The 25,282-nt window shown below is 68.2% G+C and carries 21 protein-coding genes; 11 read left to right on the plus strand and 10 right to left on the minus strand.

Going from position 1 to position 25,282, the window contains the following annotated elements:
* Position 1 precedes the first annotated feature (1 nt).
* From LK10_RS11705 to LK10_RS11725, 5 genes are all read left to right on the plus strand, one after another.
* Positions 2-1,528: an ABC transporter ATP-binding protein gene (locus LK10_RS11705; RefSeq protein ID WP_043123866.1), complete on the plus strand. Its 1,527-nt coding sequence runs from the start codon at positions 2-4 to the stop codon at positions 1,526-1,528.
* Positions 1,525-2,340: an energy-coupling factor transporter transmembrane component T family protein gene (locus LK10_RS11710; protein WP_043123868.1), complete on the plus strand. Its 816-nt coding sequence runs from the start codon at positions 1,525-1,527 to the stop codon at positions 2,338-2,340. Before LK10_RS11705 ends, LK10_RS11710 begins: the two co-directional genes overlap by 4 nt.
* Positions 2,341-2,451: 111 nt before the next feature.
* Positions 2,452-2,841: a VOC family protein gene (locus LK10_RS11715; protein WP_043123869.1), complete on the plus strand. Its 390-nt coding sequence runs from the start codon at positions 2,452-2,454 to the stop codon at positions 2,839-2,841.
* A 111-nt stretch (positions 2,842-2,952) separates the two neighbouring features.
* Positions 2,953-4,494, plus strand: a complete 1,542-nt coding sequence (locus LK10_RS11720; RefSeq protein WP_043123871.1) for a UDP-N-acetylglucosamine 1-carboxyvinyltransferase — start codon at positions 2,953-2,955, stop codon at positions 4,492-4,494.
* A 154-nt stretch (positions 4,495-4,648) separates the two neighbouring features.
* A complete protein-coding gene (locus LK10_RS11725; RefSeq protein WP_043123873.1) occupies positions 4,649-5,698 on the plus strand; it encodes an NADPH:quinone reductase in 1,050 nt (349 codons plus the stop codon).
* 65 nt (positions 5,699-5,763) lie between these two features.
* On the opposite strand, the gene LK10_RS11730 is transcribed toward LK10_RS11725, so the two are convergent.
* The 5 genes from LK10_RS11730 to LK10_RS11750 form a co-directional block, all read right to left on the minus strand.
* Positions 5,764-6,849, minus strand: coding sequence for a DUF2891 family protein (locus LK10_RS11730; protein WP_052207251.1), 1,086 nt, complete (start codon positions 6,847-6,849; stop codon positions 5,764-5,766).
* Between the two features lie 10 nt (positions 6,850-6,859).
* A complete protein-coding gene (locus tag LK10_RS11735) occupies positions 6,860-7,828 on the minus strand; it encodes a DUF979 domain-containing protein (RefSeq protein WP_043123875.1) in 969 nt (322 codons plus the stop codon).
* Positions 7,825-8,535 carry a DUF969 domain-containing protein gene (locus tag LK10_RS11740; RefSeq protein WP_043123878.1) on the minus strand — a complete coding sequence of 237 codons (711 nt, stop codon included), beginning with the start codon at positions 8,533-8,535 and terminating at the stop codon, positions 7,825-7,827. Before LK10_RS11740 ends, LK10_RS11735 begins: the two co-directional genes overlap by 4 nt.
* Positions 8,536-8,792: 257 nt before the next feature.
* Positions 8,793-9,470, minus strand: a complete 678-nt coding sequence (locus LK10_RS11745) for a GntR family transcriptional regulator (RefSeq protein WP_043123880.1) — start codon at positions 9,468-9,470, stop codon at positions 8,793-8,795.
* Between the two features lie 31 nt (positions 9,471-9,501).
* Positions 9,502-10,422 (minus strand): LysR family transcriptional regulator, encoded by a 921-nt coding sequence (locus tag LK10_RS11750; RefSeq protein WP_043123881.1) that lies wholly within the window; start codon positions 10,420-10,422, stop codon positions 9,502-9,504.
* A gap of 105 nt (positions 10,423-10,527) precedes the next feature.
* Here LK10_RS11750 and LK10_RS11755 point away from each other — a divergent pair, with 105 nt between their 5' ends.
* The 3 genes from LK10_RS11755 to tcuA all read left to right on the plus strand — a co-directional run bounded on the left by LK10_RS11755 (position 10,528) and on the right by tcuA (position 14,838).
* Positions 10,528-11,718 (plus strand): PrpF domain-containing protein, encoded by a 1,191-nt coding sequence (locus tag LK10_RS11755; protein ID WP_231567740.1) that lies wholly within the window; start codon positions 10,528-10,530, stop codon positions 11,716-11,718.
* Positions 11,719-11,862: 144 nt separating this feature from the next.
* Positions 11,863-13,254 (plus strand): MFS transporter, encoded by a 1,392-nt coding sequence (locus LK10_RS11760; RefSeq protein ID WP_081998478.1) that lies wholly within the window; start codon positions 11,863-11,865, stop codon positions 13,252-13,254.
* A 90-nt stretch (positions 13,255-13,344) separates the two neighbouring features.
* A complete protein-coding gene (gene tcuA, locus LK10_RS11765) occupies positions 13,345-14,838 on the plus strand; it encodes an FAD-dependent tricarballylate dehydrogenase TcuA (protein WP_231567741.1) in 1,494 nt (497 codons plus the stop codon).
* 127 nt (positions 14,839-14,965) lie between these two features.
* On the opposite strand, the gene LK10_RS11770 is transcribed toward tcuA, so the two are convergent.
* The 4 genes from LK10_RS11770 to LK10_RS11785 all read right to left on the minus strand — a co-directional run bounded on the left by LK10_RS11770 (position 14,966) and on the right by LK10_RS11785 (position 22,017).
* Complete coding sequence (locus LK10_RS11770) at positions 14,966-16,723, minus strand: acetyl/propionyl/methylcrotonyl-CoA carboxylase subunit alpha (RefSeq protein WP_043123886.1); 1,758 nt, start codon at positions 16,721-16,723, stop codon at positions 14,966-14,968.
* Between the two features lie 45 nt (positions 16,724-16,768).
* The gene (locus LK10_RS11775) at positions 16,769-18,454 is read right to left on the minus strand and encodes a 5-oxoprolinase subunit B/C family protein (protein ID WP_052207252.1); all 1,686 of its coding nucleotides are present in this window, start codon (positions 18,452-18,454) and stop codon (positions 16,769-16,771) included.
* 2 nt (positions 18,455-18,456) lie between these two features.
* Complete coding sequence (locus LK10_RS11780) at positions 18,457-19,242, minus strand: LamB/YcsF family protein (RefSeq protein WP_231567742.1); 786 nt, start codon at positions 19,240-19,242, stop codon at positions 18,457-18,459.
* A gap of 159 nt (positions 19,243-19,401) precedes the next feature.
* Positions 19,402-22,017 carry an ATP-dependent DNA ligase gene (locus LK10_RS11785; protein WP_043123888.1) on the minus strand — a complete coding sequence of 872 codons (2,616 nt, stop codon included), beginning with the start codon at positions 22,015-22,017 and terminating at the stop codon, positions 19,402-19,404.
* A 95-nt stretch (positions 22,018-22,112) separates the two neighbouring features.
* On the opposite strand from LK10_RS11785, the gene LK10_RS11790 reads away from it, so the two are divergent.
* From LK10_RS11790 to LK10_RS11800, 3 genes are all read left to right on the plus strand, one after another.
* The gene (locus LK10_RS11790) at positions 22,113-23,174 is read left to right on the plus strand and encodes an ATP-dependent DNA ligase (RefSeq protein ID WP_043123890.1); all 1,062 of its coding nucleotides are present in this window, start codon (positions 22,113-22,115) and stop codon (positions 23,172-23,174) included.
* A gap of 191 nt (positions 23,175-23,365) precedes the next feature.
* On the plus strand, positions 23,366-24,064 hold the full coding sequence (locus LK10_RS11795; protein WP_043123892.1) for a GntR family transcriptional regulator: 699 nt from the start codon (positions 23,366-23,368) through the stop codon (positions 24,062-24,064).
* Positions 24,061-24,654, plus strand: coding sequence for a short chain dehydrogenase (locus tag LK10_RS11800; RefSeq protein ID WP_043123893.1), 594 nt, complete (start codon positions 24,061-24,063; stop codon positions 24,652-24,654). Before LK10_RS11795 ends, LK10_RS11800 begins: the two co-directional genes overlap by 4 nt.
* A gap of 99 nt (positions 24,655-24,753) precedes the next feature.
* On the opposite strand, the gene LK10_RS11805 is transcribed toward LK10_RS11800, so the two are convergent.
* The coding region (locus LK10_RS11805) for an aminotransferase class III-fold pyridoxal phosphate-dependent enzyme (RefSeq protein ID WP_043123895.1) at positions 24,754-25,282 on the minus strand (529 nt) is incomplete at its 5' end.

The raw sequence follows: 25,282 nt of genomic DNA on the forward strand, positions 1-25,282 counted from the left end.
GATGCCCCACCTCCCTTCCGGTCCGGCCCGCGTCCACGCTCGCGGTTGGGGCTGGCGGCACGCGGGTCGCAAAGCCTTCGCCGTGAGCGGCGTCGACCTCGATATCGCCCCCGGTGAGCGGGTCCTCCTGCTCGGCGCGTCGGGTGCAGGCAAATCGACTCTCCTGCACGCGCTCGCTGGCGTCCTTGGGGCGGCGGAGGAGGGCGAGGAGCAGGGCGAGCTCACGGTCGACGGCGTCCCCGCACCTGCAGCGCGGGGGCGCGCCGGCCTGGTGCTCCAGGACCCGGACGGCCAGATCGCGATGGCCCGCGTTGGCGACGAGGTCGCCTTCGGCTGTGAGAACCTCGCTGTGCCACGCGACGAGATCTGGCCACGAGTCCATCGGGCGCTCGACGACGTCGGCCTCGACGTCCCGATCGACCGGTCGACAGCCGCCCTCTCGGGCGGCCAGAAGCAGAGGCTCGCCCTTGCTTGCATCCTCGCCATGGCCCCAGGCCTCGTGCTCCTTGACGAGCCGACCGCAAACCTCGACCCCGAGGGCGTCGAGGAGGTCCGCGAGGCCGTGCGGCGCAGTGTGGACCGCACGGGTGCGACGCTCGTCGTCGTCGAACACCGGGTCTCGGTGTGGGCGGAGCTCGTGGACCGCGTTGTCGTCCTGAGCGGCGAAGGCGGGCTCCTTGCCGACGGCTCACCCGAGCGCGTGCTGGGCGATGCAGACGTACGACGGCGGCTGGCCGCCGCGGGCGTGTGGGTGCCCGGCTGGCATCCCCTCACCGGCGAGCTCACACCGAGTGCCCTGAGGGATACGTCCTCCCAGGACGACGACCCCCAAGCCGAACTGCTCAGCGCCCAGGGCCTCGCCGTCGGGCGCTCGCCTAAGACGCCGCCGGTCGTCGGCGGGATCGACCTCGTGCTCCGAGCGGGTCGGGCCGCGAGCGTGACCGGGCCCAACGGGGCCGGGAAGTCGACGCTCGCGCTCACGCTCGCCGGCCTGCTTCCCGCCGTCGGCGGCCGTCTCGAGGCGCTCCCGGCGCTCGCCCGCGGGGCCGGGACGAGCCCACACCGCTGGCGCTCAAGCGAGCTTGTGAGCCGGATCGGCACCGTATTCCAGGAGCCCGAGCATCAGTTCCTTACCCCCCGAGTGTTGGACGAGCTCGAATTCGGCCCGCGAAGGGTCGCCCGAAGGCCCGAAAAGGAGGTGCGGGCGCTCGTCGACGGACTCTTGGAGCGGCTCCGCCTCGAGCGGCTGGCCGAGGCGAATCCCTTCACGCTCTCGGGCGGCGAGAAGCGCCGCCTCTCGGTTGCGACGATGCTGGCGACTGATCCGAGCCTCCTGGTGCTCGACGAGCCCACCTTCGGGCAGGACGCGCTGACGTGGGCCGAACTCGTCCGGCTCCTCGCGGAACTGCTCGAGCAGGGCACGTCGCTGCTCGCCGTGACTCACGACGAGGACTTCACCAACGCCCTCTCCGACACCGTGTACCGGGTGGACGGCGGCCGGGCAGCACGAGTCGAGGCGGTTGCATGAGCGTCGACATCCTCACGCCCGAGCTCGCCAATTCCGTCCTCACCCGTGCCAACCCCGTCGCGAAGCTGGCCGCGGCCCTCTGCATCACGATCACGCTGCTGCTGAGTGTCGACTGGGTCTCGGCCTCGGTGGCACTTGCCTGCGAGCTGTTCATGCTGCCCCTTCTGGGTGTCCGGGCGGGGACCTTCCTGCGCCGCACCTGGCCACTCGCCGCGGCGGCAGCGGTCGCGGCGTACTCGACAGCCCTGCTTGGGGCGAAGATCGGCCCGGTCTGGCTTCAGCTCGGCCCGGCGGTCTTCACAGAGCACTCGGTGCTCACGGGCGTTGCGATCGGGCTCCGGGGCCTCGCCGTCGCACTCCCGGGCGTCTTCCTCCTGTTCTCCACCGATCCCACGGACCTCGCCGACGGCCTCGCCCAGAAGCTCCGCCTTCCGGCCCGGTTCGTGCTCGGCGCGCTTGCGGGGATGCGCCTCGTGGGCCTCCTCGTCGACGAGTGGCGGACCCTCGGCCTCGCGCGCCGCGCCAGGGGCGTCGGGAGCGGCCACAGCCCGATCGCGCGATTCAAGGCGTTCCTCGGCCAGGCGTTCGCGCTGCTCGTCCAAGCCATTCGGCGCGCGACCCGGCTCGCCATAGCGATGGAGGCGCGCGGTTTCGGTGGGATCGTGGACGGTCGGCCGGCCCCCCGCACGTGGGCCCGCGAATCGAGCTACTCGCGCCTCGACGCATGGGTGATCGTCACAGGGGCTGGCGTCGCCGCGCTCTCGGTGGGGGCCGCCGTCGTGCTCGGGACATGGAATGTGGTGTGGGGGTGAGGGCGCGATCAGGGGTTGGAGGAAGCAAGCCTGGGCGTGTCGCCTATGGCGCGCCGACGGCGGGGAGTGAGATCGTTGCGGCGGGAGGAACCTCGAACGAAGGAGTCAGCGATGGTTGAGATCGTGGGTTCGTTCTCGAGCTTCAGCGTCGACGACGTTCCGAAGGCCCGCGAGTTCTACGCCGAGACCCTCGGTTTCAGCATCGAGGAAGTCATGGGCGGGCTCCGGATGACCCTCCCCGGCGGCGGCCAAGTGTTCGCCTACCCGAAACCGGACCACGTGCCCGCGAGCCACACAGTTCTGAACCTCGTGGTCGCCAATGTGGACGACGCCGTCCGCTCGCTTCACGAAAAAGGCGTGCGTACCGACCACTATCCGAGCAGCGAGCAGATGCCGCTGGACGAGAACGGAATCCTGCGCGACCGTGAAGGCGGAGAGGGCCGCGGAATCGCCTGGTTCAAGGATCCTGCCGGGAATGTTCTCTCAGTCGTGACCGATTAGTGACAGGATCTTTATCTCATGATACGGCGTTTTTCCGGTCTAGACCGGTGGGACGTGTCCAATGGCGTGTCGATTTGCGGTCGGCTATCGCATAGGTGATATTTTGGCGGTATGGCACAACAGACTGCTGAGACCGTCGGCGCGATCCTGCGCGGAGTGCGCAGCGACAGGGGATGGACGCAAGGGCAGCTGGCTGCTGAGCTGGGGACGAGCCAGAGCGCCGTCGCCCGGATGGAGCAGGGCAAGCAGAACCTGAGCCTCAAGATGCTCCAGCGCATCGAGAACATCCTCGGGCAGAGGATCCTGAATATCGGGCCGTCCAAGATGACCCACCTGCGGGTCGAAGGCGGCCGCCGTCTCTCCGGCGCTGTCGAGGTCAACACGTCCAAGAACGCAGGGGTCGCGCTCCTCTGCGCAAGCCTCATCAACCGGGGCACCACAACTCTGCGCAACCTCGCCCGGATCGAGGAGGTCAACCGCATCGTCGAGGTGCTCACCTCGATCGGCGTCGAGTGCACCTGGCTCCCGGGTGCCCCCGGCGCGCAGCCCCGTGACCTCCAGATCCGCCGTCCTGCCAAGCTGAGCCTCGAGGCCATGGACGTCGAGGCCGCGCGCCGCACCCGGAGCGTCATCATGCTCCTCGGGCCTCTGCTCGACGAGCGCAGCGAGTACAAGCTCCCGTACGCCGGCGGCTGCGATCTCGGCACCCGCACGGTCGAACCCCATATGCAGGCGCTCCGGACCTTCGGCCTCGACGTTGAAGCCTCGAACGGCTTCTACTCCGTCAGGGCCCCCGAAGCGGACCGTCACGACCGTACGTTCGTGCTCACCGAGCGCGGCGACACGGTCACGGAAAACGCGATCATGGCCGCCGCGCATCGCGAGGGCCTCACCGTGATCCGTAACGCCTCGCCGAACTACATGGTCCAAGACCTCTGCTTCTACCTTCAGAGCCTGGGCGTCGAGATCGATGGCATCGGGACGACGACCCTGCGGATCCGCGGCCGCTCGCGCATCGAGCAGAACATCGACTACTTCCCCTCGGAAGACCCCATCGAGGCGATGAGCCTCATCACGGCCGCGATCGTCACGAACTCCGAAGTGACGATTCGGCGAGTGCCGATCGAGTTCATGGAGATCGAGCTCGCGACTCTCATGCAGATGGGCCAGAAGCTCGAGATCTCGGGCGAGTACATGGCCCGCAACGGCCGCACGCGGCTCGTGGACGTCACCACACTGCCCTCCGAACTCGTCGCCCCCACCGACAAGATCCACCCGATGCCGTTCCCCGGGCTCAACATCGACAACCTGCCATTCTTCGCCGTCATCGCGGCAAACGCGACCGGCCAGACCCTCATCCACGACTGGGTCTACGAGAACCGGGCCATCTACCTCACCGAGCTGAACCGCCTGGGCGGGCAGATCCAGCTCCTCGACCCGCACCGCATCTATGTCAACGGCCCCACGAAGTGGCGGGCCGCCGAGGTTGGATGCCCGCCCGCGCTCCGGCCGGCGGCGTGCATCCTTCTGGCCATGCTCGCCGCGCGCGGCACGAGCGAGCTGCGCAACATCTACGTGATCGAGCGCGGCTACCAGGATCTCGCCGAGCGACTCAACTCGATCGGGGCGCGGATCGAGTACTTCCAGGACTGACGTCCAGGGGTCACCTCCCGACGGTGCGGGCCCGTTCGTTGGTCACCTCCCGACGGTGCGGGCCCGTTCGTTGGTCACCTCCCGACGGTGCCGCGGCATTCAACTCTCACCTAGGGTGGGTTGAGGTGCCCGCATCAAGGGGAGGGAACGCTCCATGAAGGCAATCATGTACAACCGCACGGGGAACTCCTCGGTCCTTGAGCTCCGGGAGCGTGAGATCCCGGAGCCGGGCGACGGCGAGGTGCGCGTCCGAATCGCTGTTTCCGGCGTCAATCCCACAGACTGGAAGGCCCGGGCTGGCGGGACCTACGGCAAGCTCGAGGGCTGGCACGTCCCGAATCAGGACGGCGCCGGCGTGGTCGACGCCGTAGGCCCGGGGGCCGAGGGGTTCGAACCGGGCCAGCGGGTCTGGCTCTGGGACGTCGCTCACGGCAGCTCCGAGGGGACGGCCCAGGAGTACGTCGTTGTGCCCCGCCACAAGGCGGTCCCGCTTCCGGACGGCGAGACGTTCGACGCCGGAGCATCAGTCGGGATTCCGGCTCTCACCGCCCACCGTGCACTCACGGCGAGTGAGCACGGCCCCGACCAGCTCGCGCCGGGAGCGCTCGAGGGCCACACCATTCTGGTCACGGGCGGTGCGGGAGCCGTGGGCCACGCCGCGATCCAGCTCGCGAAGTGGGCAGGGGCGAGGGTCATTGCGACAGTCAGCGGGGAAGCGAAGGCCGATCTCGCGCGCAAGGCGGGCGCCGCCGTCGTCCTCAATTACCACGAGCAGGACGTCGCCGAGGAAGTTCTCAAGGTTGCCGAGCAGGGCGTTGACCTGATCGTCGATGTTAACGCCGCTGCCAACCTCGAATCCGATCTGAAGGCGCTCAAGAACGGCGGGACGGTCTCGATCTACGCCTCATCGAAGAACGACGAGGTACTCACCGTCCCGGTGCGGCCGAGCATGAGCAAGAACGTGCGCTTCCAGTTCATCCTCACCTACACCGTGACCGACGGGCAGAAGCGCGCAGCGGTCTCTGCCGTCTCCGCCGCGCTCGCCGATGGCGCGCTCGCTGTCGGTGCTGAGCACGGCCTTCCGCTGACCCGTTTCCCGCTCGACCAAACCGCTGCGGCGCACGACGCCGTTCAGGAGGGGACCGTGGGAAAGGTCCTCATCGATGTGGCTGGCGAGCGCGTCGGAGAGGCGCCTGTGGGCTGAGGTTGTTTGCCTCCCACCGTCGGGAGGTGACGATCAAACGGCGGTGCACCGTCGGGAGGTGACGATCAAACGGCGGGGGTGAGCTCCGCCATCGACTCGAGGGCGTCCCACGCGAAGCTCGCGAGCCAGTGGGTCGACATGAAGTCCTCGCTGCTGAGGGCCGCGAGCCCGGCGCGCAGAAGCGGCTCGAGCGCGCCAGCCAGCACAGGCTCTGCGGACGAAGCCGCCGAGGCGCCCTTGAGCGCCCGCACCACCCGGGCGATCTGGCCAGCGCGGCTGAGGTTGAGGCCGTGGAGGTGCACCATGTAGCCATCGGACTCGTCGGTCACTCCCACAACGGCAAGCATCCGCGAGTCGGCACGCAGAGCCGGGAGGAATCGCTCGAGCCACGCTGCGAATTCGTCGGCCGGAAGCACCCGCTGCATGAGGTCAGCCTCGCTGAGCCCGGCCGAGAGGAAGTCCTGCCCGCTGAGCTCCCACTCGCTGGCCCAACCGGCGTCGGACGCGAACCAGCCCCGGGCTGCGGCCTCGCACGCCTCCACGGCGTCCGCCCGGCCGAGCGCGCGGAACGCGTCGAGCAGGAGGGCGACGCCGAACGCGGAGTTCGTGTGCAGCCCGTGCCGAACGGGGTACTCGGCCTTGGCGAGCCACTCCTCGACAAGGCGGGCGACGACGTCGACGCACCCTTCGAGGTTGCGCCCCCAGCCGCGGATCTCCTCGTCGGGCGAGCCCGCGCACGCCGCCGCGAGCCGGACGAGCCAGGCCCAGCCGTACGGCCGCTCCCACGAAGGGTTGTCCGCAAGATACGAAGCCTCGACGGCGAGCTTCTCGGCCGTGAGGTTCTCGCCCAGGGCGCCCCTCAGCTGGGCCGCGGTCGCCTCGTCGAGGCCACGGCCGCCGTCGTCCGCTGCGCCTGCCTCGCGCCCGGCTGCCACCACGGAGTTCAGGACGCTCACGCCCAGCCAATGCATGTGGACGCACGAGTGCCAGTCGAACGACGTGTAGAACGAGGGGTGCAACTCGGACGGCGTGGGGCGGTCCTCGGCTGAACGCTGGGTGTGGTGCGCCGAGTACGGGTAGGCGCGGCCCAGGTTGTCGAGGACGACGCCGGCGCAGTGCTCGGCGGCCGAGGGGAAGATGTCGAGTTCCATTCAGACGCTCCTAGAAGGCGAGGAAGTACATGAGGGCGGTGTTGACGACGAGGAGCGGGAAGGCGGTGCCCAGCTGCGCCCCGATGACTCCGTACTTGTTCTTCATTTCGAGGAGCGCCGACGGCACGAGGTTGAAGTTCGCCGCCATCGGGGTGCAGAGCGTGCCGCAGAAGCCGGCGAGCATGCCGATAGCGAAGACGATCGGCGGGTTCCCGTGGAACTGCTGGACGAGCACGGGCCAGCCGATCGCCGCCGTCATGATCGGGAAGGCCGCGAAACCGTTGCCCATGAGCACCGTGAACACGAACATCCCGACGCAGTAGACGATCACGGCCGCTAGGAGGGAGCCCTTCGGCATGACGCCCGTGGCGAGCGTGCTCACTGCAGTGCCCACGCCGGCCTTGGTGAAGAGGATCCCGAGAGTCGAAAGCATCTGCGGGAGAAGGGCTGCCCAGCCGATGGACTCAAGGATCCGGCGGCTTTCGAACACCGGCGTGAGCGGGTGCTTCGGCCGGAGGATGAGGAGGGCGACGACGGCGGCCACGATTGCGCCGATGGCGAGGGCCACGAGGGTCGTGTTCTTGGGGTCCAGGATCGGGGTCTTGCCGATGTTGAGCACCGGCGCGAGCAGCACGAGGATGACCGTGACGACCGGCAGCGTGAGCGCCGGGATGAAGAGCTTGTTCCCGAAACGCGCAGCGAAGGCCTCGCGCTGTTCACCGGTCGAGGTCTTGGCCCTGCCGTCCGCGAGCTGACCGCTCGCGGCGAGCGCCACGAGCACGAGGACGGCGATGCCGAGGATCCAGCCGGGAGCGGTGCCGGCCTGGACCCACGTGCCGTAGAAGAAGCAGAGGCCGAGCAGGCCCCAGAAGGCGGAGCTTCCCCAGCGGCGTGGATGATTCGGGTCCCGCATGATGAGCGCGGCCCACGCGATGAACAGGATTCCGATGAACCAGTAGACGGCTTCGACGTTGATCACTTGGCTTCTCCTGCGACGGCGGGCTCCGTGGCCTCGAGCTTGCGGTATTCCTTGTCGAGCGACTTGTCCAGCCGCAGGAGCCGGAAGCCGTGGATGAGGAACGCCGCGAGCGCGGTGGGGATGGCCCAGAGGGCGAGCTGGAGCGGCTCAAGGTGGAGGTGGTACGTGGTGTCCACGAAGGTCGTGATGAGCAGGATCGAGCCGACCGCCACGAAGACGTCCTCGCCGAAGAAGACGCCCACGTTGTCTGCGCCGGCCGAGTGGGCCTTGATGCGCTCCTTGATGTGCTCCGGGACGTGGCCGTAGCGGCGCAGCGCCGCACCCTCGGCCATCGGGAAGACGAGCGGGCGGACGGTCTGCGCGTGGCCGCCGACGCTGTTGAGGCCGACGGCGGCCGTGATCTGCCGTACGGCGAGGTACCCGAGGAGCACGCGGCCGGCAGTGAGCTTTGCGAGCTTTCCGATGAGGGTCTTGGCCTGCTCCTGGAGGCCGAAGAACTCGATGATGCCGACGACGGGCAGCACCGCGACGAAGATCGTCACGGAGCGGCTGCTGGCGAAGCCGCTGCCGAACGCGTCGAGGATCTGGACGGGATTGAGGCCACCGAGGAGAGCGGTGACGATGCCGGCGACAGTGACGACGACAAGTGGGTTCAGGCGGATGGCGAAGCCAACAATCACCAGAAGAACCCCGATAAGTACGAGCATGATGATCCGTTCCGGAGGGAGTGCTGTCCTGGGAAGGGGAGTGCCGAAATGGCGTGTGATCTAGAGCATAACCTTTTGTTCAACAATCAAGCAAGAGCTTGTTGAACAATTCTGGTCAGCGGACTGGGCGACCCTTCCGACCTGCTTTGGCCGAAGACATTCCGACCTGCTTTGAGCGCGCAAAACGGACGACGGCGGCGTGGCGAGCGGCGCGTCGCGGGAACCGGGGGTGAAAGAAGGTCGGGAACGTCCGTGAATCAGCCGCGGACGGCCGCGAGGAGCTGCTCTTCGGCCCGGTCGAGGTAATCGGCCATGAGCTCCGCGGCCTCCGAGGCGTTGCCGGCCTCGAGGAGTTCGACGATGCGCGCGTTGTCCTCGACATACGGCGCGTGGAACCTCGGATCGGAGCCCATGCTCGCGAACACGAGGCGCATCTCCGCAAGGATCTGCTCCATGAGGCTGTCGAGGCGCTCGCTGCCGGCGCGCGCGACGAGGGCCCTGTGGAACTCCTGGTTCGCATTGGCCATGGCAGGCACGTCTCCGGCTTCGGCGGCCTTCCGCGCCTCTCGGACGATTTCGTCCAAGCGCTCGGTCGGGCCCGCAGGAGACCACAGGAGCGAGGCTGGCTCGACGAGCCTGCGGGCGCGGTAGATCTCGCGGATGTCGTCGGCCGTGGGGTGGGAGACGAAGACACCGCGATTGGGGATGCGGGTCACGACGCGCTCGGCGTGCAATGTGGCGAATGCCTCGCGGAGGGTGTTGCGAGATACGCCGAGCGCCTCGCGCAGGGCTTCTTCGGCGAGTTTCGCGCCCGGGGCAAGGTCGCCGTCGGCAATCCGCTGGCGGAGCTGCGCGGCGACCCACGTGCTCGTCTCGGCGTGCTTCGTGCTCCGGGCCTGCGCACGCAGGCTAGCCAGGACCCCCTCGGATGTCATGGCTCAACCCTAACGGCGCCTCGAAGGGTTCTTATTGCTCCAGCACAGCGGGCTTCCAAGCCCGCCCTGTCTCGATGAGGATCTTCCGCATGGCGGTCCCGGCAGGGGTGAGTCGTTCTCCCCTCCTGTGGGCGAGGACGATACGCCGGGACGGTGGCCTCGGCGAGACGATCGTGAGCACCTTGGTGTCGTTGCGCAGGCTGTAGAGCGAGAGCCGGGGAACCAAGGCGATGCCCATGCCGACGGCGACCATCGCCTGCGCCTCCTGGTAGCTGCGCGCTTCGAACGTGACGATCGGATCGAAGCCTGCCGCTTCGCAGGCTGTCTGGAGCAGGGCAAGGACGTTTGGCGAGGTGCGGATGATCCACGGCTCGTGACGGAGTTCGTCCATGCGGACCGATCGCCGGTCGGCGAGAGGATGGTTGGCGGGTATCAGGAGGACGTTAGGGTCGCGGAAGATCAGCTCGCTGTTCAGCCCCGTCCCCGAGCTGCTGTCGGGTTGGTCCCGGTCCCAGGTAATGGCCAGTTCGATCTCCCTGGATTCGAGGAGATGTTCGAGGCCCGAGAGCTGAGCGCTGTGGATCCGCAGGTCAACCCCCGGGTGATGTTCCCGGAAGGCGGAGATCGCCGTCGGAAGGAAGGACTCGGTCACCGTCGGGACCGTGCCGAGCCGCAGCGTGCCGGTGTTGAGCCCTGCGAGGTCGCGAAGCTCCTCGTGCGCAGCGGAGACGATCCGTTCGATCTTCTCGGCATGGCGCACGACGGCGTGCCCCGCCTCTGTCAGGGTCACTCCCCGAGGGCGACGCTCGATGAGCGGTTGACCCGCCTCGTCCTCCAGTTGGCCAACTTGCTGCGAGACGGCCGAGACGGTGTAGTTCAGGCTCGCGGCCGCAGCAGTCAAAGACCCGGCCCGGGCTACTTCGACCAGAACGAGCATGCGCCTGATGTCCATTCCCACGCATCGATCCTACAGCAGGGCTAAAGGAGGCTTCAGAAACTTTAGCTGGTTCAAATCCTCCTCCCGCTCCACGCTTGATGTTGAACGGAAGGAGTTCAGGTGAATCCGAGTCCAACAGAGGCCACGCTCGACATCGCGGGAGCATGGGTGCGAGGAGGCACGAGCAAGTGCTGGATCTTCGCTGCCGAGGCGGTGAAGGCCGCGCATCTCGAGCTCGACGTGCTGCTCGAAAACGCCCTCGGTTCGGGCGATCGCCGGCAGGTCGACGGCGTTGGCGGCGCGACCTCAACCACGTCGAAGGTCGCGGTGGTCTCGCGGTCCACTGAGCCCGGTGCGGACGTGGACTACCTCTTCGGCCAGGTGGGAATCGAGGACCGCGTCGTCGAGTGGGGCAGCAACTGCGGAAACTGCGCCACCGCCGTCGGCCTCTATGCAGTCCAAGAGGGCCTCGTCGCCATCTATGGGGAGACGACGACGGTCCGGCTCCGCAACGTCAACACTGGCGCCGCCCTGCAGGTCGAGGTCGCGACGCCCGGCGGGCGCGCCCCTCGCGCGGGGGATGCCCTCGTGCCCGGCGTCGAATCCGGCGGAGTGCCGGTCGAGCTGACCTTCCACGGGCCGTTCGACTTCGGCGACGCGTTCCCCACGGGCCAGGCGCGCGAAGTCGTCAGCGCCGGCGGGGTCGCCGCCCAAGCGACCATCGTCAGGGCCGGGGCGCCGGCGATCCTGGTCGACGCGGAGAGCATCGGGATGACCGGAATCGAGAACGCGGAGGACATCGCAGAGCGGCTGCCGATCCTCACGGCCTTCCGGGCCGCCGGTGCCGTGCTGCACGGTCTGGTCCAGCCCGGCGAGCCCGCCCCCAACGCGGTGCCCAAGACGGGAGTGATCGGACCCGCAAGCGACTACCGCGCCTCGGACGGGAGCCTCGTCCGGGCGCGGGACTACGACGTCGCCGTCCGCATGCTCTCCATGCACGCAGCCCACCCGGCGATCGGGCTGACCTCGGCGGTGGCGGTTGCCACGGCCGCGGCCACGCCGGGGTCCGTCGTCCACTCGTACGGAGGCGGTCACCGGAACAGCCTGCGGATCGGCACCCTGTCCGGAGTGGTCCAAGTGGAATGGAGGACCTCGCCGGACGGCAGCATCGAGGGTGTTTCCCTGCACCGCGCCGCACGCAGGCTGGCCACCGCAGTCCTGCATGTTCCGACGGCGGGAGACCCCCGCCTGATGAGAGCAGCGGCAGGGGATCCCAACGCATCCGCGGCCAGTCTCGCAGTCCCGGCCTGAAACGGCTTCGCCCCCCAGCCGACTGCGCAACCTTCAATCCATCACGCAGCCATCAACCCATCGGCGGGAACATCCCCTGCCGTAAGGGCTAGCCCTAGGCGGCAACGAAAATGTCGCCGACCATTATCTATCAAGGAGGATAGATTGCTCACTCCATCAATGACGGCAGCACGGCTGGACCGTCTGCCGATCACCAAGGCGCACAAGATCGCCCTGGTGACCCTTTCCTTCGTGTTCCTCTTCGAGTTCGGAGACCTGAACACCTTCGCGTACGTCGCCCCCGCGCTGGTCAAGCACCTAAGGTTCTCCGTGCAGGACATCGCCGTCGTCACCTCGGCCGCGTTCCTCGGCATGGCCGTCGGCGCCATCTTCGGCGGCCGGGTCTCGGACCTCATCGGACGCAAACGGGCCCTCCTGTATTCGACCCTGATGTTCTCGGTCTTCTCCCTCGTCAACGCGGCTGGCGTCAACGTGCCGACCTTCCTCGTCTTCCGCTTCCTGACCGGGGTGGGCCTCTCGGCGATGGTCGTTGCCGCAACGACCTACATCTCAGAATTCATGCCGGCCTCGAAGCGTGGGCGCATGCAGTCGGCAGTCATGGCAGTGGGCCTGGCCGGGATCCCGTTCATGTCGTTTTCGGCTAGGGGAATCGTTCCTCTGGGCAACGAGGCGTGGCGCCTGGTCTTCGTCCTCGGCTCCGCTGCGCTGCTGGCCGTTCCGGCACTGTTGGTCCTGCCCGAGAGCCCCCGATGGCTCGTCCACAAGGGCCACCTGCAGGCGGCCGAGAAGATCATCGCGCGGCTGGAGCTCATGGCCGGCCCGCTCGCACCCCTCAAGGAGACCGTTGGGACCGCTGAAACCCAGGCCAGCCTCGGGTACCGGCACCTCTTCCGCGGCCGGACGGGACGCACCACCCTCTTCCTCGCCGTCGTCTGGATCTTCCAGACTCTCGGCTTCTACGGCTTCGTGGCCTGGGTCCCCACCCTCCTCGCGCAGCACGGCTTCAGCGTCGCGGAGTCTCTGGGATTCTCCGCTCTGACCACCATCGGCGCCGTTCCCGGTGCCCTGCTCGCCTGGCCCGTCACCGATCGCCTCGGGCGGAAGGTTCCCCTCGTCGTCGTCTCCCTCGCCACTGCGGCGAGCGGTCTGGCCTACGGGCTGACCTTCAACCCGATCGCCATCGTCGCCTTCGGCTTCTGCGTGAACCTCCTGATCCAGACTTTCGCCACCCTGCTCTACGCCTACAGCCCCGAACTGTTCCCGACCGGGCTGCGGAACGCGGGCCACGGCCTCGTCTACGGAACAGGACGTCTGGCGAACATCTTCGGCCCCATGATCGTCGCAGCGATCTTCGCAGGCTTGGGCTATCAGGCCGTCTTCGTCTACATCGCAGCCTGCTGGCTCGTCGTCGCCCTCGCGATCGCCTTCTTCGGGCCCCGCACCGGCAAGCAGCCGCTCGAGGCCCTCTCACAGGAGGCCGTGGAGACGGTCGAAGCACCGAAGCCGGGCGCCCGCGCGGAATCCTCCCCGGCCTGACGCCTCGACAGCACCAATCATCATCTGAAAGAACACCTATCCGGCGCTGCCACAGCACGGCAGCGCCGGATGCAATGAAAGGCATTCCCCTTGAGCGAGTCCAACGGAACCAAGAACCAGAACATGGTCGCGGACGTCATCGTGGTCGGCGGAGGCAACGCCGCCTTCACGGCCGCGCACGCAGCGGCCGTGCGCGGCCGGAAGGTCCTGTTGCTGGAGAAGGCTCCGCGGGAGCTCTTCGGCGGCAACAGCTATTACACGGCCGGCGCCACCCGCATTGCCCACGAGGGCCTGGATGACCTGACGGACTTCATCGAACCCGACGAACGGCACGCGCTCACAGAGGTCCCGCCCTACACGCCGGAGGACTACGCCCGGGACATGGAGAAGGTCACGGGCGGCCGCAACGACCCCGACTTGACTCAGGCGCTGGTCAACGAGGCCGGCCCCGGGCTGCGGTGGCTGAACTCGCTCGGCCTGAAGTACCGGCTGATGTACGAGCGCCAGGCCTACGAGCGCCACGATGGCACCTACCTCTTCTGGGGCGGTCTGCACGTCGGGAACGTCGGCGGCGGCGAAGGCCTCATGCATGATCACGTCAAGGTCGCCGAGCGGCTCGGCACAGAGGTCCGCTACGGCCAGGACGTCTTCGACCTCATCGTCCAGGAGGGGACCGTCAGGGGAGTGAAGGCTCGGCAGCACGACGGCACCGTCCACGAGCTGCGCGCAGAATCCGTGGTCCTGGCCGCCGGCGGCTTCGAAGCGAACCGGGAACTGCGCCGTGAGCACCTTGGCCCCGGCTGGGAGAACGCCAAGGTCCGGGGCACGCCCTTCAACACTGGCCAGATGCTCATGGCCGCCCTCGAACTCGGAGCGGCCAAGGGCGGGGACTGGGCATCCTGCCATTCCACCCAGTGGGACGCCTTCACCCCGGGGAACGAATCGAACCGGGAGCTGACCAACAGGCTCACGCGGCAGAGCTATCCGCTCGGCATCATCGTCAACAGCGGTGGGGAGCGGTTCGTGGACGAGGGAGAGGACTTCAGGAACTACACGTACGCGAAGTTCGGCAGGAACATCCTTGAGCAGCCCGGCTCGATCGCCTACCAGATCTTCGACGCCGGCCTGCGCCCGATGCTGCGCGCCGAGGAATACGAGATGCCCGGAGTCTCCGTCGAGACCGCTGACAACGTCGAGGAGCTCGCCGAGCGGATCGGGGTGGACCCGGAGGCACTCGCGAAGACCGTCAACGACTACAACAACTCCATCGACCCCTCGATCCCCTTCGACCCGAACGTCAAGGACGGGAGGAAAGCGAAGACGACGCCGGTGAAGAGCAACTGGGCGACGCCCTTGGCGGCTGGTCCCTTCTACGCGTACCCAGTCACCTGCGGCATCACGTTCACCTTCGGGGGCCTGAAGTCTGACGCCCACGGGCGCGTCCTCGACACCGCCGGCGAGCAAATCCCAGGCCTCTACGTGTGCGGGGAGATGCTCGGCGGCCTCTTCGCGGGCAACTACCCCGGAGGCTCGGGACTCGCGGCAGGAGTCGTCTTCGGCCGCAGGGCAGGCTCGATCGCCTGAACAAGACTTCCGGCGTCGGCATGCATGGGAAAACTCGCAACAAGCACCTCGAAAGCCGAGGGCCGGCGCCGGAACTCCCTTCTCAACGAGCACTGCTCCACACCGTTTCGGGTACAGATACTCCCGACTACCCGATCGTGGTCAGGACGTCGCCCGCGGCCACCGTGTCGCCGGGGGCGGCGGCATGCTCGCCGAGCGTCCCGGCGCGGTGCGCTTGGACGGTCGTTTCCATCTTCATCGCTTCGACGACGACGACGCCGGCCCCCGCCTCGACTGCCTCACCGGGGCTGACGAGCCATTTCACCACGGTGCCGCCCATGCCGGCCGTGAGCGCAGAGGGCGACGACGACGCCGAGCCGCCCGCCGTCGTCGTCCGCTGCCCATTTGAGGCGGAAGGGGACGCCGTAGCCCCCGCCGCCAAACCGGCGAACAGCGCTTCCGGGACGCCGAGCGTGACCCGCCGCCCGTCGATATCGACGGCGAAGGTGCGCCGACCGCCGTCGGGTGCGGCCGCGCTGAACTCCGGGTTCGCGGCGAGCTCTGAGGCGAACTCGGACTCGATCCACGTCGTGTAGATGCCGAGTTCGTGCTCCGCGGCGAACGCGGGGCTGTCGACGACGGCGCGGTCGAACGGGAGGACCGTCGCGAGGCCGTGGATCTCGAACTCGCGCAGCGCCCGCCGGGCGCGTCGGAGCGCCTGCTGCCGGTCCGCGCCCCACACGACGAGCTTTGCGAGCAGCGAGTCGAACTGCCCCGGCACCACGGAACCGTCGCGGACCCCGGAGTCCACGCGCACGCCGGGCCCGCTGGGAGCTGCGAAGCGCGTCACCTTCCCGGGCGACGGCAGGAAGCCGCGTCCCGGATCCTCGGCATTGATGCGGAACTCGATTGCGTGGCCGCGCGGTTCGGGGTCCTCGAGGACCGGGAGTTGACCGCCGTCGGCAATGACGAGTTGCGCCGCGACAAGATCCACTCCGGAGGTCTCCTCCGTGATCGGGTGCTCGACTTGGAGGCGCGTGTTGACCTCGAGGAAGCTCAGGGTGCCGGTGCGGTCGAGGAGGTACTCGACCGTCCCCGCGCCGAAGTACCCCGCCTCGCGGCAGATCGCCTTAGCCGATTCGTGGATCCGGGCCCGCTGCTCCAGGGTGAGGAATGGCGCGGGGGCCTCCTCGACGAGCTTCTGGTGCCGGCGCTGCAGAGAGCAGTCCCTGGTGCCGACGACGATGACGTTCCCGTGAGTGTCCGCGAGGACCTGGGCCTCGACGTGGCGCGGCCGGTCGAGGAACTTCTCGACGAAGCACTCCTCACGTCCGAACGCTGCCCGGGACTCGCGCACCGCGGAATCGAAGCTCTCCTCGATCTCGGCCATCGTCCGGGCGACCTTGAGCCCCCGGCCGCCGCCGCCGAACGCGGCCTTGATCGCGACCGGAAGGCCGTGTTCGCGGGCGAACTCACGCACTTCCTCGGCGCTAGCCACCGGCCCGTCGCTGCCCGGCGCGAGCGGCGCCCCGGCGCGGACGGCGACTGCGCGGGCGCTGACCTTGTCGCCGAGGAGCCGGATGGTCTCGGGGGAGGGGCCGATCCACGTGAGGCCCGCGTCGAGGACGGCCTGGGCGAAGGCTGCGTTCTCGGAGAGGAACCCATAGCCGGGGTGCACCGAGTCGGCGCCTGAGCGCGCGGCGACTGCGAGGATCTTCTCCGCGTCGAGATACGTATCGGCTGGGGACGTCCCGCCGAGCGCGTACGCCTCGCTGCAGGCCGTGACGTGGAGGGCGTCGGCGTCTTGGTCGGCGTATACAGCGACGCTCTCGAGGCCCGCATCATCGCAGGCTCGGGCCACGCGGACGGCGATCTCGCCGCGGTTGGCGATGAGGACTTTACGCATCGGTGCTTCCTGTTGGCTGGGTGGAAGGGAGAAGGGCTGAAGCGGTCATAGGGGCGGCGCGACCATTTTGAACTGGACGCGCGCACCGGGCGGGAGCTGGGCGGCGAGGTCGAGGTCCGCGTTCACGACGACGCCGATCACCGGATAGCCCCCGGTCACGGGATGGTCCGCGAGGAAGAGGACGGGCTGCCCATTCGGCGGGACCTGCACAGACCCGAGCACGGTGCCCTCGCTCTGGAGCTCGCCGTCGCGGGTGCGTTCGAGTTCGGGGCCCGAGAGGCGTAGGCCCACCCGGCTCGATTGTGGGGTCACGGTCCATTCCTCGGAGAAGAAGACCTCGGCCGAGGCGTCCGTGAACCAATCCTGGCGCGGGCCCGGGACCACGCGCAGCACGGCCGCGCCTTCGGGCAGCGGCGGCGCCGTCTCGGGGGTTCCGACGACGCTCACGCCGCGCGCCGGAAGGACTCCGAGCTGCGTCCCGGGGCGGATGGGCTCGGGGCCGATGCCCGAGAGTGTGTCGGTCGAGCGGCTGCCGAGGATCTCGGGGGCATCGAGCCCGCCGCGGACCGCGACGTAGCTGCGCAGCCCCGCGGAGGGCGCGCCGAGCGTGAGGGTCTCCCCCGCGAGTAGAGCGAAAGGGGCGTCGAGCGAGGGGCTGCGTTCGACGGCGGGTGGTGACGCGCCGTCGTCGTCCGCGCACCCAGGCCCGCCGCGGACGATGCTCAGCGGCACGCGCGCGCCGGTGACGGCGAGGACCTGGTCGCGCTCGGCGCGCAGGACGAGCGCGCCGAACAGCACCTCGAGCACCGCCGCGCCCTCCGGGTTGCCGGCGAGGCGGTTCGCCCGGCGAAGGGACGCGCGGTCCACGGCCCCGGCGGCGCTCACCCCGAGTGCGGCGAGCCCTGGCCGGCCGAGGTCCTGGAACGTGCTTTGCAGCCCGGGGGAGACGACCACGAGACCGGTATCGGCTGCGGGGGCCGCGGTGCCTGCGGTCGACGGCGTGGGCGTCGTCGTGCGCTGCTCGCTGGGCTCGGTGAGCCGGGCGCTCTCCCGCACCGGCTCGAAACGCACCCGATCACCCGGCCGGATGAGCGCCGGGTTCGGGCGCTCGAGGTCCCACATGACGGCGGACGTGCGGCCGAGGAGCTGCCACCCGCCCGGCGACTCCCGTGGGTACACGGCTGAATAGGTGCCCGCGATCGCGACGGACCCGGCCGGGACCGCCGTGCGCGGGGACGATCTGCGTGGGACGTCGAGGGCGCCGTCGCCCGCGAGGTACGCGAAGCCCGGCGCGAAGCCGCCGAACGCCGCGTTCCAGACCTGCCCCGAATGCACAGCGACCACTGCCTCGCGGCTCAGCCCGGTGAGCTGGGCAACCTCGTCGAGGTCGGCGCCGTCGTACACGGTCTCGATTACTACGAGCTCGCCCTGGCGTTGCGCGCCCGACGTGAGGTCGAGGGTGCGGACGCGCTGAACGATCGCCTCGAGGGCCTCCGGGGAGTCGGCGGCCACGAGGACCGTGGTTGCGGCTGCGATGACATCGAGCTGGCCCGGGAGCGGCTCGGCATCCAGCTCGCGCGCCAGGCTGAGGACGGCGTCGAGGGAGGAGAGCTCGATGAGGACGGCGCGGTCGCCGGCGGGGCGGAGGCCGACGACGGCGGGCTCCCGGGGCGCCGATGCCGGGGCGGCTGGCGCGGCCGGGGGTGGTGCGTCGGTCTGCTTGAGGGCCATGGTTACGCGAAGCTCCGGATCTCGACTCCGGCCTCGGTTATGGCTTCCCTGATGCGGGCCGCCATAGCGACCGCGCCCGGCGTATCGCCGTGCACACAGATGCTCTCGGCGCGGATCGGGACGATCGTGCCGTCGATCGCTCGGACCTTCCCGTCGAGGATGCGGAGCACATGCTCGACGATCGCATCCAGATCGTGGAGCACGGAGCCCGGCTCGCGCCGGGACACAAGGGTTCCGTCCGGGTTGTAGGCGCGGTCGGCGAAAGCCTCGATGACGGGGCGGAGGCCGATCCCCTCGGCGACGCGCTGGATCTCGGAGCCGGGGAGGACGAGGATCGGCAGGTTGGGGTCCACTGCGTGGACGGCGCGGGCGACGGCCTCAGCCTGGGCTGCGTGGTGGACGATCGTGTTGTAGAGGGCGCCGTGCGGCTTGACGTAGCGGACCTCCGTGCCCGCCGCGCGGGCAAGGCCCTGCAGGGCGCTGATCTGGTACACCACTTCGTCCGTCAGCTCCCGCGGGTCCATGTCGATGAACCGGCGGCCGAACCCGGCCAGGTCTCGGTACCCCGGATGCGCGCCCACGGCGATGCCGGCGGCGGCCGCGGCGTCGCACGTCTTGCGGATGTGGTGCGGGTCCCCCGCGTGGAAGCCGCACGCGACGTTGGCGCTTGAGACACTCTTGAAGATCGCCGCGTCATCGCCGAACGTCCAGTTGCTGAAGGATTCGCCGACGTCGCTGTTGAGGTCTATTCCTTCGCGGGCGATTCCTTCGCCGTCGATGCTTGCCAATGTGACCTCCGTCGCAGATGTGATGCTTCAAGCATGCACGATCGCGGAGGATTGTTCAACAAAATGACCCCTCTGATGGTCACCTCCCGACGGTTGGCGCCTATCCATTGGTCACATCCCGCGGTGCGCACCGTCGTTAGGTGACCCTTGGACGGCGGGTTACGCCTCCACCCTCACGTCCTTCGGCTCCTTGTCCGGCCGCCAGCCCCGCCACACGGGGTGGCGGAGGCGGCCGGCGTCCGTCCATTCGCCGTAGCGGACCTCGCCGACAAGCTTCGGCTGGACCCAGTGTGCGTCGAGGGTGTCCTCGCGGGGGATGTCGCCGAATGGCGTCGTCTTGCGCTCGATCCGGTGCAGCTTCTTCGCGATCTCGACCAGGTCCCGCTCCGAGAAGCCGGTGCCGACCTTGCCCGCGTAGCGCAGCGCGCCGTCGTCGTCCGGGATTCCCAGGAGCAGGGAGCCGACCGTGCTTTCCCGGCTGCCCTTCCCCTCGCGCCAGCCCCCGACCACAACTTCCTGCATCCGCTCGTGCTTGATCTTGAGCCACGCGCCCGAGCGCTTGCCCGCCTCGTAGCGCGCCGAGAGCCGCTTCGCGACGACGCCCTCGAGCCCGTGTTCTGCTGAGGCCTCGAGCACCGAGTCGATGTCGTCGTGGAAGATCGGCGAGAGCCGCACGTTCTCGGGGAGGCCGCCCTCGGCCACGAGTTCGAGGGCCTCGCGGCGCTCGCGGAACGGCAGGGGAGTGAGGTCGCGTCCCTCGAACTCGAGGAGGTCGAAGAGCACGATCTGAACGGGGTATTTATGCCGGGCAGCCGCGACATCGGTCGGGTCAGTGAGGCCCATGCGCTGCTGGAGCCGGGAAAACGAGGGGCGTCCGCGAGAGTCCATCGCGACGATCTCTCCGTCGAGGATGGCCGGCCCGAGCTCGGCGAGACCCCCGAGTTCGGGGTAGGTCCCTGTGGTGTCGAGGCCGCGCCGGCTGATGAGCTTGAGTTGGTCGCGCGCGTCAACGATCGCGCGGACGCCGTCCCACTTCATCTCGAGGGCCCAGTCGTCGCCGTGGACCAGACCGGGTGCGCCGATCTGGGCGAGCATGGGCGACGGCGCCGGGCCGCCTTTCGTGGCCGCGCCTTTTGCAGCCGCGCCTTTTGCAGCCCCGCCTTTCGCAGCAGCGCCGTCCTGGCCGGGCCGGCGCGAAGTCGCGCCAGCGGCGGGCTTCGCGTCGTCGTGCTCCTCGCCGTCGTGCTCCTCATCGTGCCGCGCGCCCTGCCGCCAATGGCCCTTCGCCTGGTCCTTCATGAGGTGGATGAGCCAGTTCTTCTGGTCGCCGCCGCTTCCCGTCTGGATGAGCGCGATCCGAACCGGCCTCCCGTCGGCGATCGAGGCGAGCCCGCCGCCTTCGCGACCGTGCAGGATCACGATGATTTCCTTCTCACGCCACTTTTCGAGCTCATAGGTGCCTGTGTCCCAGATGAACATGTCCCCGGCGCCGTACTCGCCCTTCGGGATGCTGCCCGAGAACGTGAGGTATTCGATGGGGTGGTCCTCGGTGTGCACGGCGAGGTGGTTTCGCCCGGTGTCGGACGGGACTCCCTTCGGCAGCGCAAATGAGGCGAGCACGCCCTCGTGTTCGAGCCGCAGGTCCCAGTGGAGTCGGCGCGCGTGGTGCTCGTGGATCACGAAAGTGTTGCCCTCGCCCGGGGTCGGCGCCTCCATGGGCACGGGCTCCGGGGTCGCGGCAGCGTCGCGCTTCGCGCGGTAGGTGGCGAGGGAGTCGCTCCCGCCGGTCGCCTTGGTACCCCCCTTGGAAGGCGCGGACGACGGCGCCGCGGGAGCGCCGTCGTCGTCCGCGCCTTTCCTGTGGTCTTCGGAACTGCGGTCCGCGGTTACGGCGAGCAGCGGGGCGAACAGGTTCCCGTACTTCTCAATGCGCGCAGCCATCTGGTCGTAGCGCACGTGTGCTAGGTCGGGCGCATCGATCTCGGCCCACGTCCTCGGCGCCGCAACCATCGGCTGGGCGCGTCCGCGCAGGGAATACGGTGCGATGGTCGTCTTCTGCCCGCTGTTCTGGCTCCAGTCCACGAGCACGCGGCCCTCGCGCAGCGTCTTCTTCTGGTCGCTCACTACGAGGTCGGGATGATCGGCGGCGAGGGAGCGCGCGAGCTCGTGGGCGACGGCCGAGACCTGTTCCCACGTCTGGCTCATGTCGAGCTTCGCGTAGAGGTGGATTCCCTTGCTCCCGCTCGTCACAGGCACGGTGACCATGCCGAGGTCGTCGAGGATGGGCTTGATGAGATGCGCGACCTCGACGCATTCCGGCAGACCGGCTCCTGGCCCGGGGTCGAGATCGAGCACGAGCCTGTCGGGGTTGAGCATCTTGTCGTCGCCTGCAACGCGCCATTGGGGCACGTGGATCTCGAGGGCGGCCATCTGGCCGAGCCAGATGAGGGTCGCGAGGTCGTTGATGAGGGGATAGGTGTTGGTCGAGTGGCGGTGGTGCAGCGTGACGCGCTTGACCCAGGCCGGAGTGGACTTGTCGAGGTTCTTCTGGAAGAAGACCTCGCCGGGCTCGTTGCCGGTTCCGACGCCATGCACCCAGCGCTTGCGGGTCGCGGGCCTATCCCGCACGATCGGGATCATGAGCGGCGCGACCAACCGCAGGTAATCCAGGATCTCCGCCTTGGTGACGCCGGCCTCGGGGTAGAGCACCTTGTCCAGATTGGAGAGGCGGACCTCACGGCCTTCGACCTCGACGATCTCGCGATTCCGTGCCATGCCGCCACCTTTCCACGCGGCGCGGCAGGAGTGAAGGGCTGCCTGAAAACGCCTCCGCCCTGTTTGAATACCCCGAATCGAAGCAGGATATCCGCATGGAGCTTCCTGTCATGCCGCCCGTCGAACCGATGCTTGCCAAAGCCGTGCCGGAGATCCCCGACGTCGGCCACAGCGAGCCAAAATGGGATGGCTTCCGGACCATTGCTTTCAAGGACGGCGACGAGATCATTCTTGGCAGCCGCAATGACAAGCCGATGACGCGGTATTTCCCCGAGCTCGTCGAGGAGCTTAGGCGGGCTCTTCCCGAGAAATGCGTGGTCGACGGCGAAATTGTTCTAATCCGCGAAGGCCGTCTGGATTTCGACGCCCTTCAGCAGAGAATTCATCCGGCCGAGAGCAGGGTCAAGCTGCTCTCCCGCCAGACTCCGGTTTCCCTCGTCGCGTTCGACATTCTTGCCTTGGGCGATTCGAATCTCATGCGCAGCCCCTTCGAGCAACGGCGCGAGACGCTCCGGGAAGCTCTCCAAGGGGGAACGGAGTCGGTCTTCATCACGCCCTCTACAGACGATCTTGAGCAGGCCAAGAAATGGTTCCGCGAATTCGAGGGAGCGGGCCTCGATGGAATAGTCGCAAAGTGTCTCGACAAGCCCTATGAACCCGGCAAGCGGACAATGTTCAAGGTCAAGCACGAGCGGACGGCCGATTGCGTCGTCGCCGGATTTCGGTGGCACAAGACGGGAGGCGTGATCGGCTCGCTGCTGTTGGGACTGTACGACGGCGAGGGTCGGCTTCACCACGTTGGCGTCGCCGCGTCGTTCCCCATGGCGAAGCGACGGAGCCTCGTTGCCGAGCTCGAACCGCTCATCGAGACAGACCTCGCCTCTCACCCGTGGGGCGATTGGGCGAACCAGGAGGCCCACCGAGGGACCAGGATGCCCGGCGCCGTGAGCCGCTGGAGCGCCGGGAAGGACCTTTCGTTCGTCCCCTTGCGGCCTGAGCTCGTCGTCGAAGTTGCCTACGACCACATGGAGGGCGACCGCTTCCGGCACACCGCTCAGTTCCGCCGATGGCGCACGGACCGCGACCCCGAGAGCTGCAACTACGCGCAGCTGGAGACCACCGCCGCATTCGACGTGGAGAAGATCCTTAGGCCGTAGGCTGCGGACTGAACTCTCCGGACACCGCTCGGCATGATGGGGTGAGCCAGTTGCTATCTCGGGTGGCCGCGACCAGAAGGGTTGCGAGGAAGGTGGCCGCACGGAGCGGTCTCGAAGGGGCGGCTCTTTCCGGATAGTCCTGTTCTAGGTATTGTTTGTCTGACAATCTGCATGAGGAAGCGAGGTGCACAATGGCAGACGCAATCTTGCGTGCCGCTGCGCGTCTGTCGCCGGTCGCCTCGGTGTCGAGGCGGGACGGAGTGATCAACGAGATCCGGCGCGCGGTCGTCGTCGGCTCGATCAAGCCCGGCGACAAGCTCACAGAGGCCCAGCTCTCGGAGTGGCTCAGCGTCAGTCGACCGACTGTTCGGGAGGCGCTCAACCAGCTGGCGCAGGAGGGCCTCCTGGTTCAGGAGCCGTATCGCGGACTCCGCGTCGCGACCCTCGATCCGGACATGATCATGGACCTCGCCCACACTAGAGTGGCCTTGGACATGCTCGCCGCCGAGGCGATCTGGGCGGATTCCTCGGGACGCCGAATGCAGCTCGTGGAGCAGGCGTGGGCAGAGTACAAGGGGCTCGAATTCGACCCCGATCCCATCGTGAAGCATGAAGCACACGTGGCCTTCCATCGCAACATCTGGGCCGCCTCTGAGAACGCAATGCTGCTGCGCCTTTGGCCCGTCACGGAGGCCCATCTCACGATCGTCCTGGCCCAGGACCAGGCCACGCGGGACGATCCCGTCCGCGCTCACGACGTGCACGAGCGTCTGGTCGAGGCCCTGAAGAGCGGGGACATGGGCGTCATCCGCGCCGGATTCGAGGAGCACACGGTTGCTAGCGCCGAAGAGCTGATCGCCATGTTGGAGAGAAAGGAACCGAAGATATGAGGATTCTCGTGATCGGGGCTGGAGGCCTTGTCGGAAAGGCCGCTGCAGCTGCCTTGGGCATGCGACACGAAGTGATCGAGGCTTCGCGCTCTGGGGCAGTCGCAGTCGATCTCGCTGATCCCGAGACCATCCCACCGATGTTCGAGAGCGTCGGCGCAGTAGACGCCATCGTCTCCTGCACGGGGACCGTCCCGTTCAAGCCTCTCGCGGAGCTCAGCCTCGGGGACTTCCGGTCTGGATTCGAGGACAAGGTCCTCGGCCAAGTGGCTCTCGTCCAACTGGGCGTCGATTACGTCCGGGACGGCGGCTCGTTCACGCTCACGAGCGGGATCCTCGCCCGCGAGCCGATCCTGACGGGGGCCGCAGCTTCCCTGACCAACGGCGCCTTGGAGTCGTTCGTCATGGCCGCGGCGGCCGAGCTTCCACGGGGCTTGCGAATCAACGCGGTCAGCCCGACGGTTTTGGAGGACGCGACCGGCTACCACGATTACTTCCCAGGGTTCTCGAGGGTCTCCTCCGAGTCCCTCGGCCAGGCGTACGTGAAGTCGGTCGAGGGCGTGCAGACCGGCCAGACCTACGCCGTAGATTGAGCTTTTCTAGGTGGAAGGCTTTCTGCCGCACGATGCAGGGCCGTCAGCCTGAAAAGGCTGGCGGCCCTGGCTGTCCCCGGCACCCTTTTGGGGCTGCTTTCAGCGGCCGACGGCGGTGAGTGCGGCGTCGTAGATTTCGACGGCGCGGCGCACCTCGTCGCCCGTGACGATCGCCGGCGGGACGACGTGGATCCGGTTGTCGGAGGTGAAGGGCAGGAGGCCGCGGGAGACGAGCTCGGTCTTGAGCTGTCCCATGAGGGCGGCCGAGACGGGTTCCTTCGTGGTCCGGTCTTCGACGAGCTCGAGGGCCCAGAAGACGCCGGTGCCGCGGACCTCGCCGATGATCGGGTGTTCGGCCGCGAGGCCGAGCAGGCCGGGCTCGAGGTGGTCTCGGCCGACCCGGGCGGCGTTGCCGATGATGCCCTCGTCCTCGAAGGCTTCGATGGAGGCCACGATCGAGGCTGCGGCGAGGGGGTGTCCGGAGTAGGTGAGGCCGCCCGGGAAGACGCGCTCGTCGAACGTTGCCGCGATCTCCTCTGAGATGATGACCCCGCCGACCGGCACGTAGCCGGAGTTGACGCCCTTGGCGAAGGTGATGAGGTCGGGGCGGACGTCGAAGGCGTCCAGG

The sequence above is a fragment of the Sinomonas humi genome (genome assembly GCF_000802235.1).
Lineage (GTDB): Bacteria > Actinomycetota > Actinomycetes > Actinomycetales > Micrococcaceae > Sinomonas > Sinomonas humi.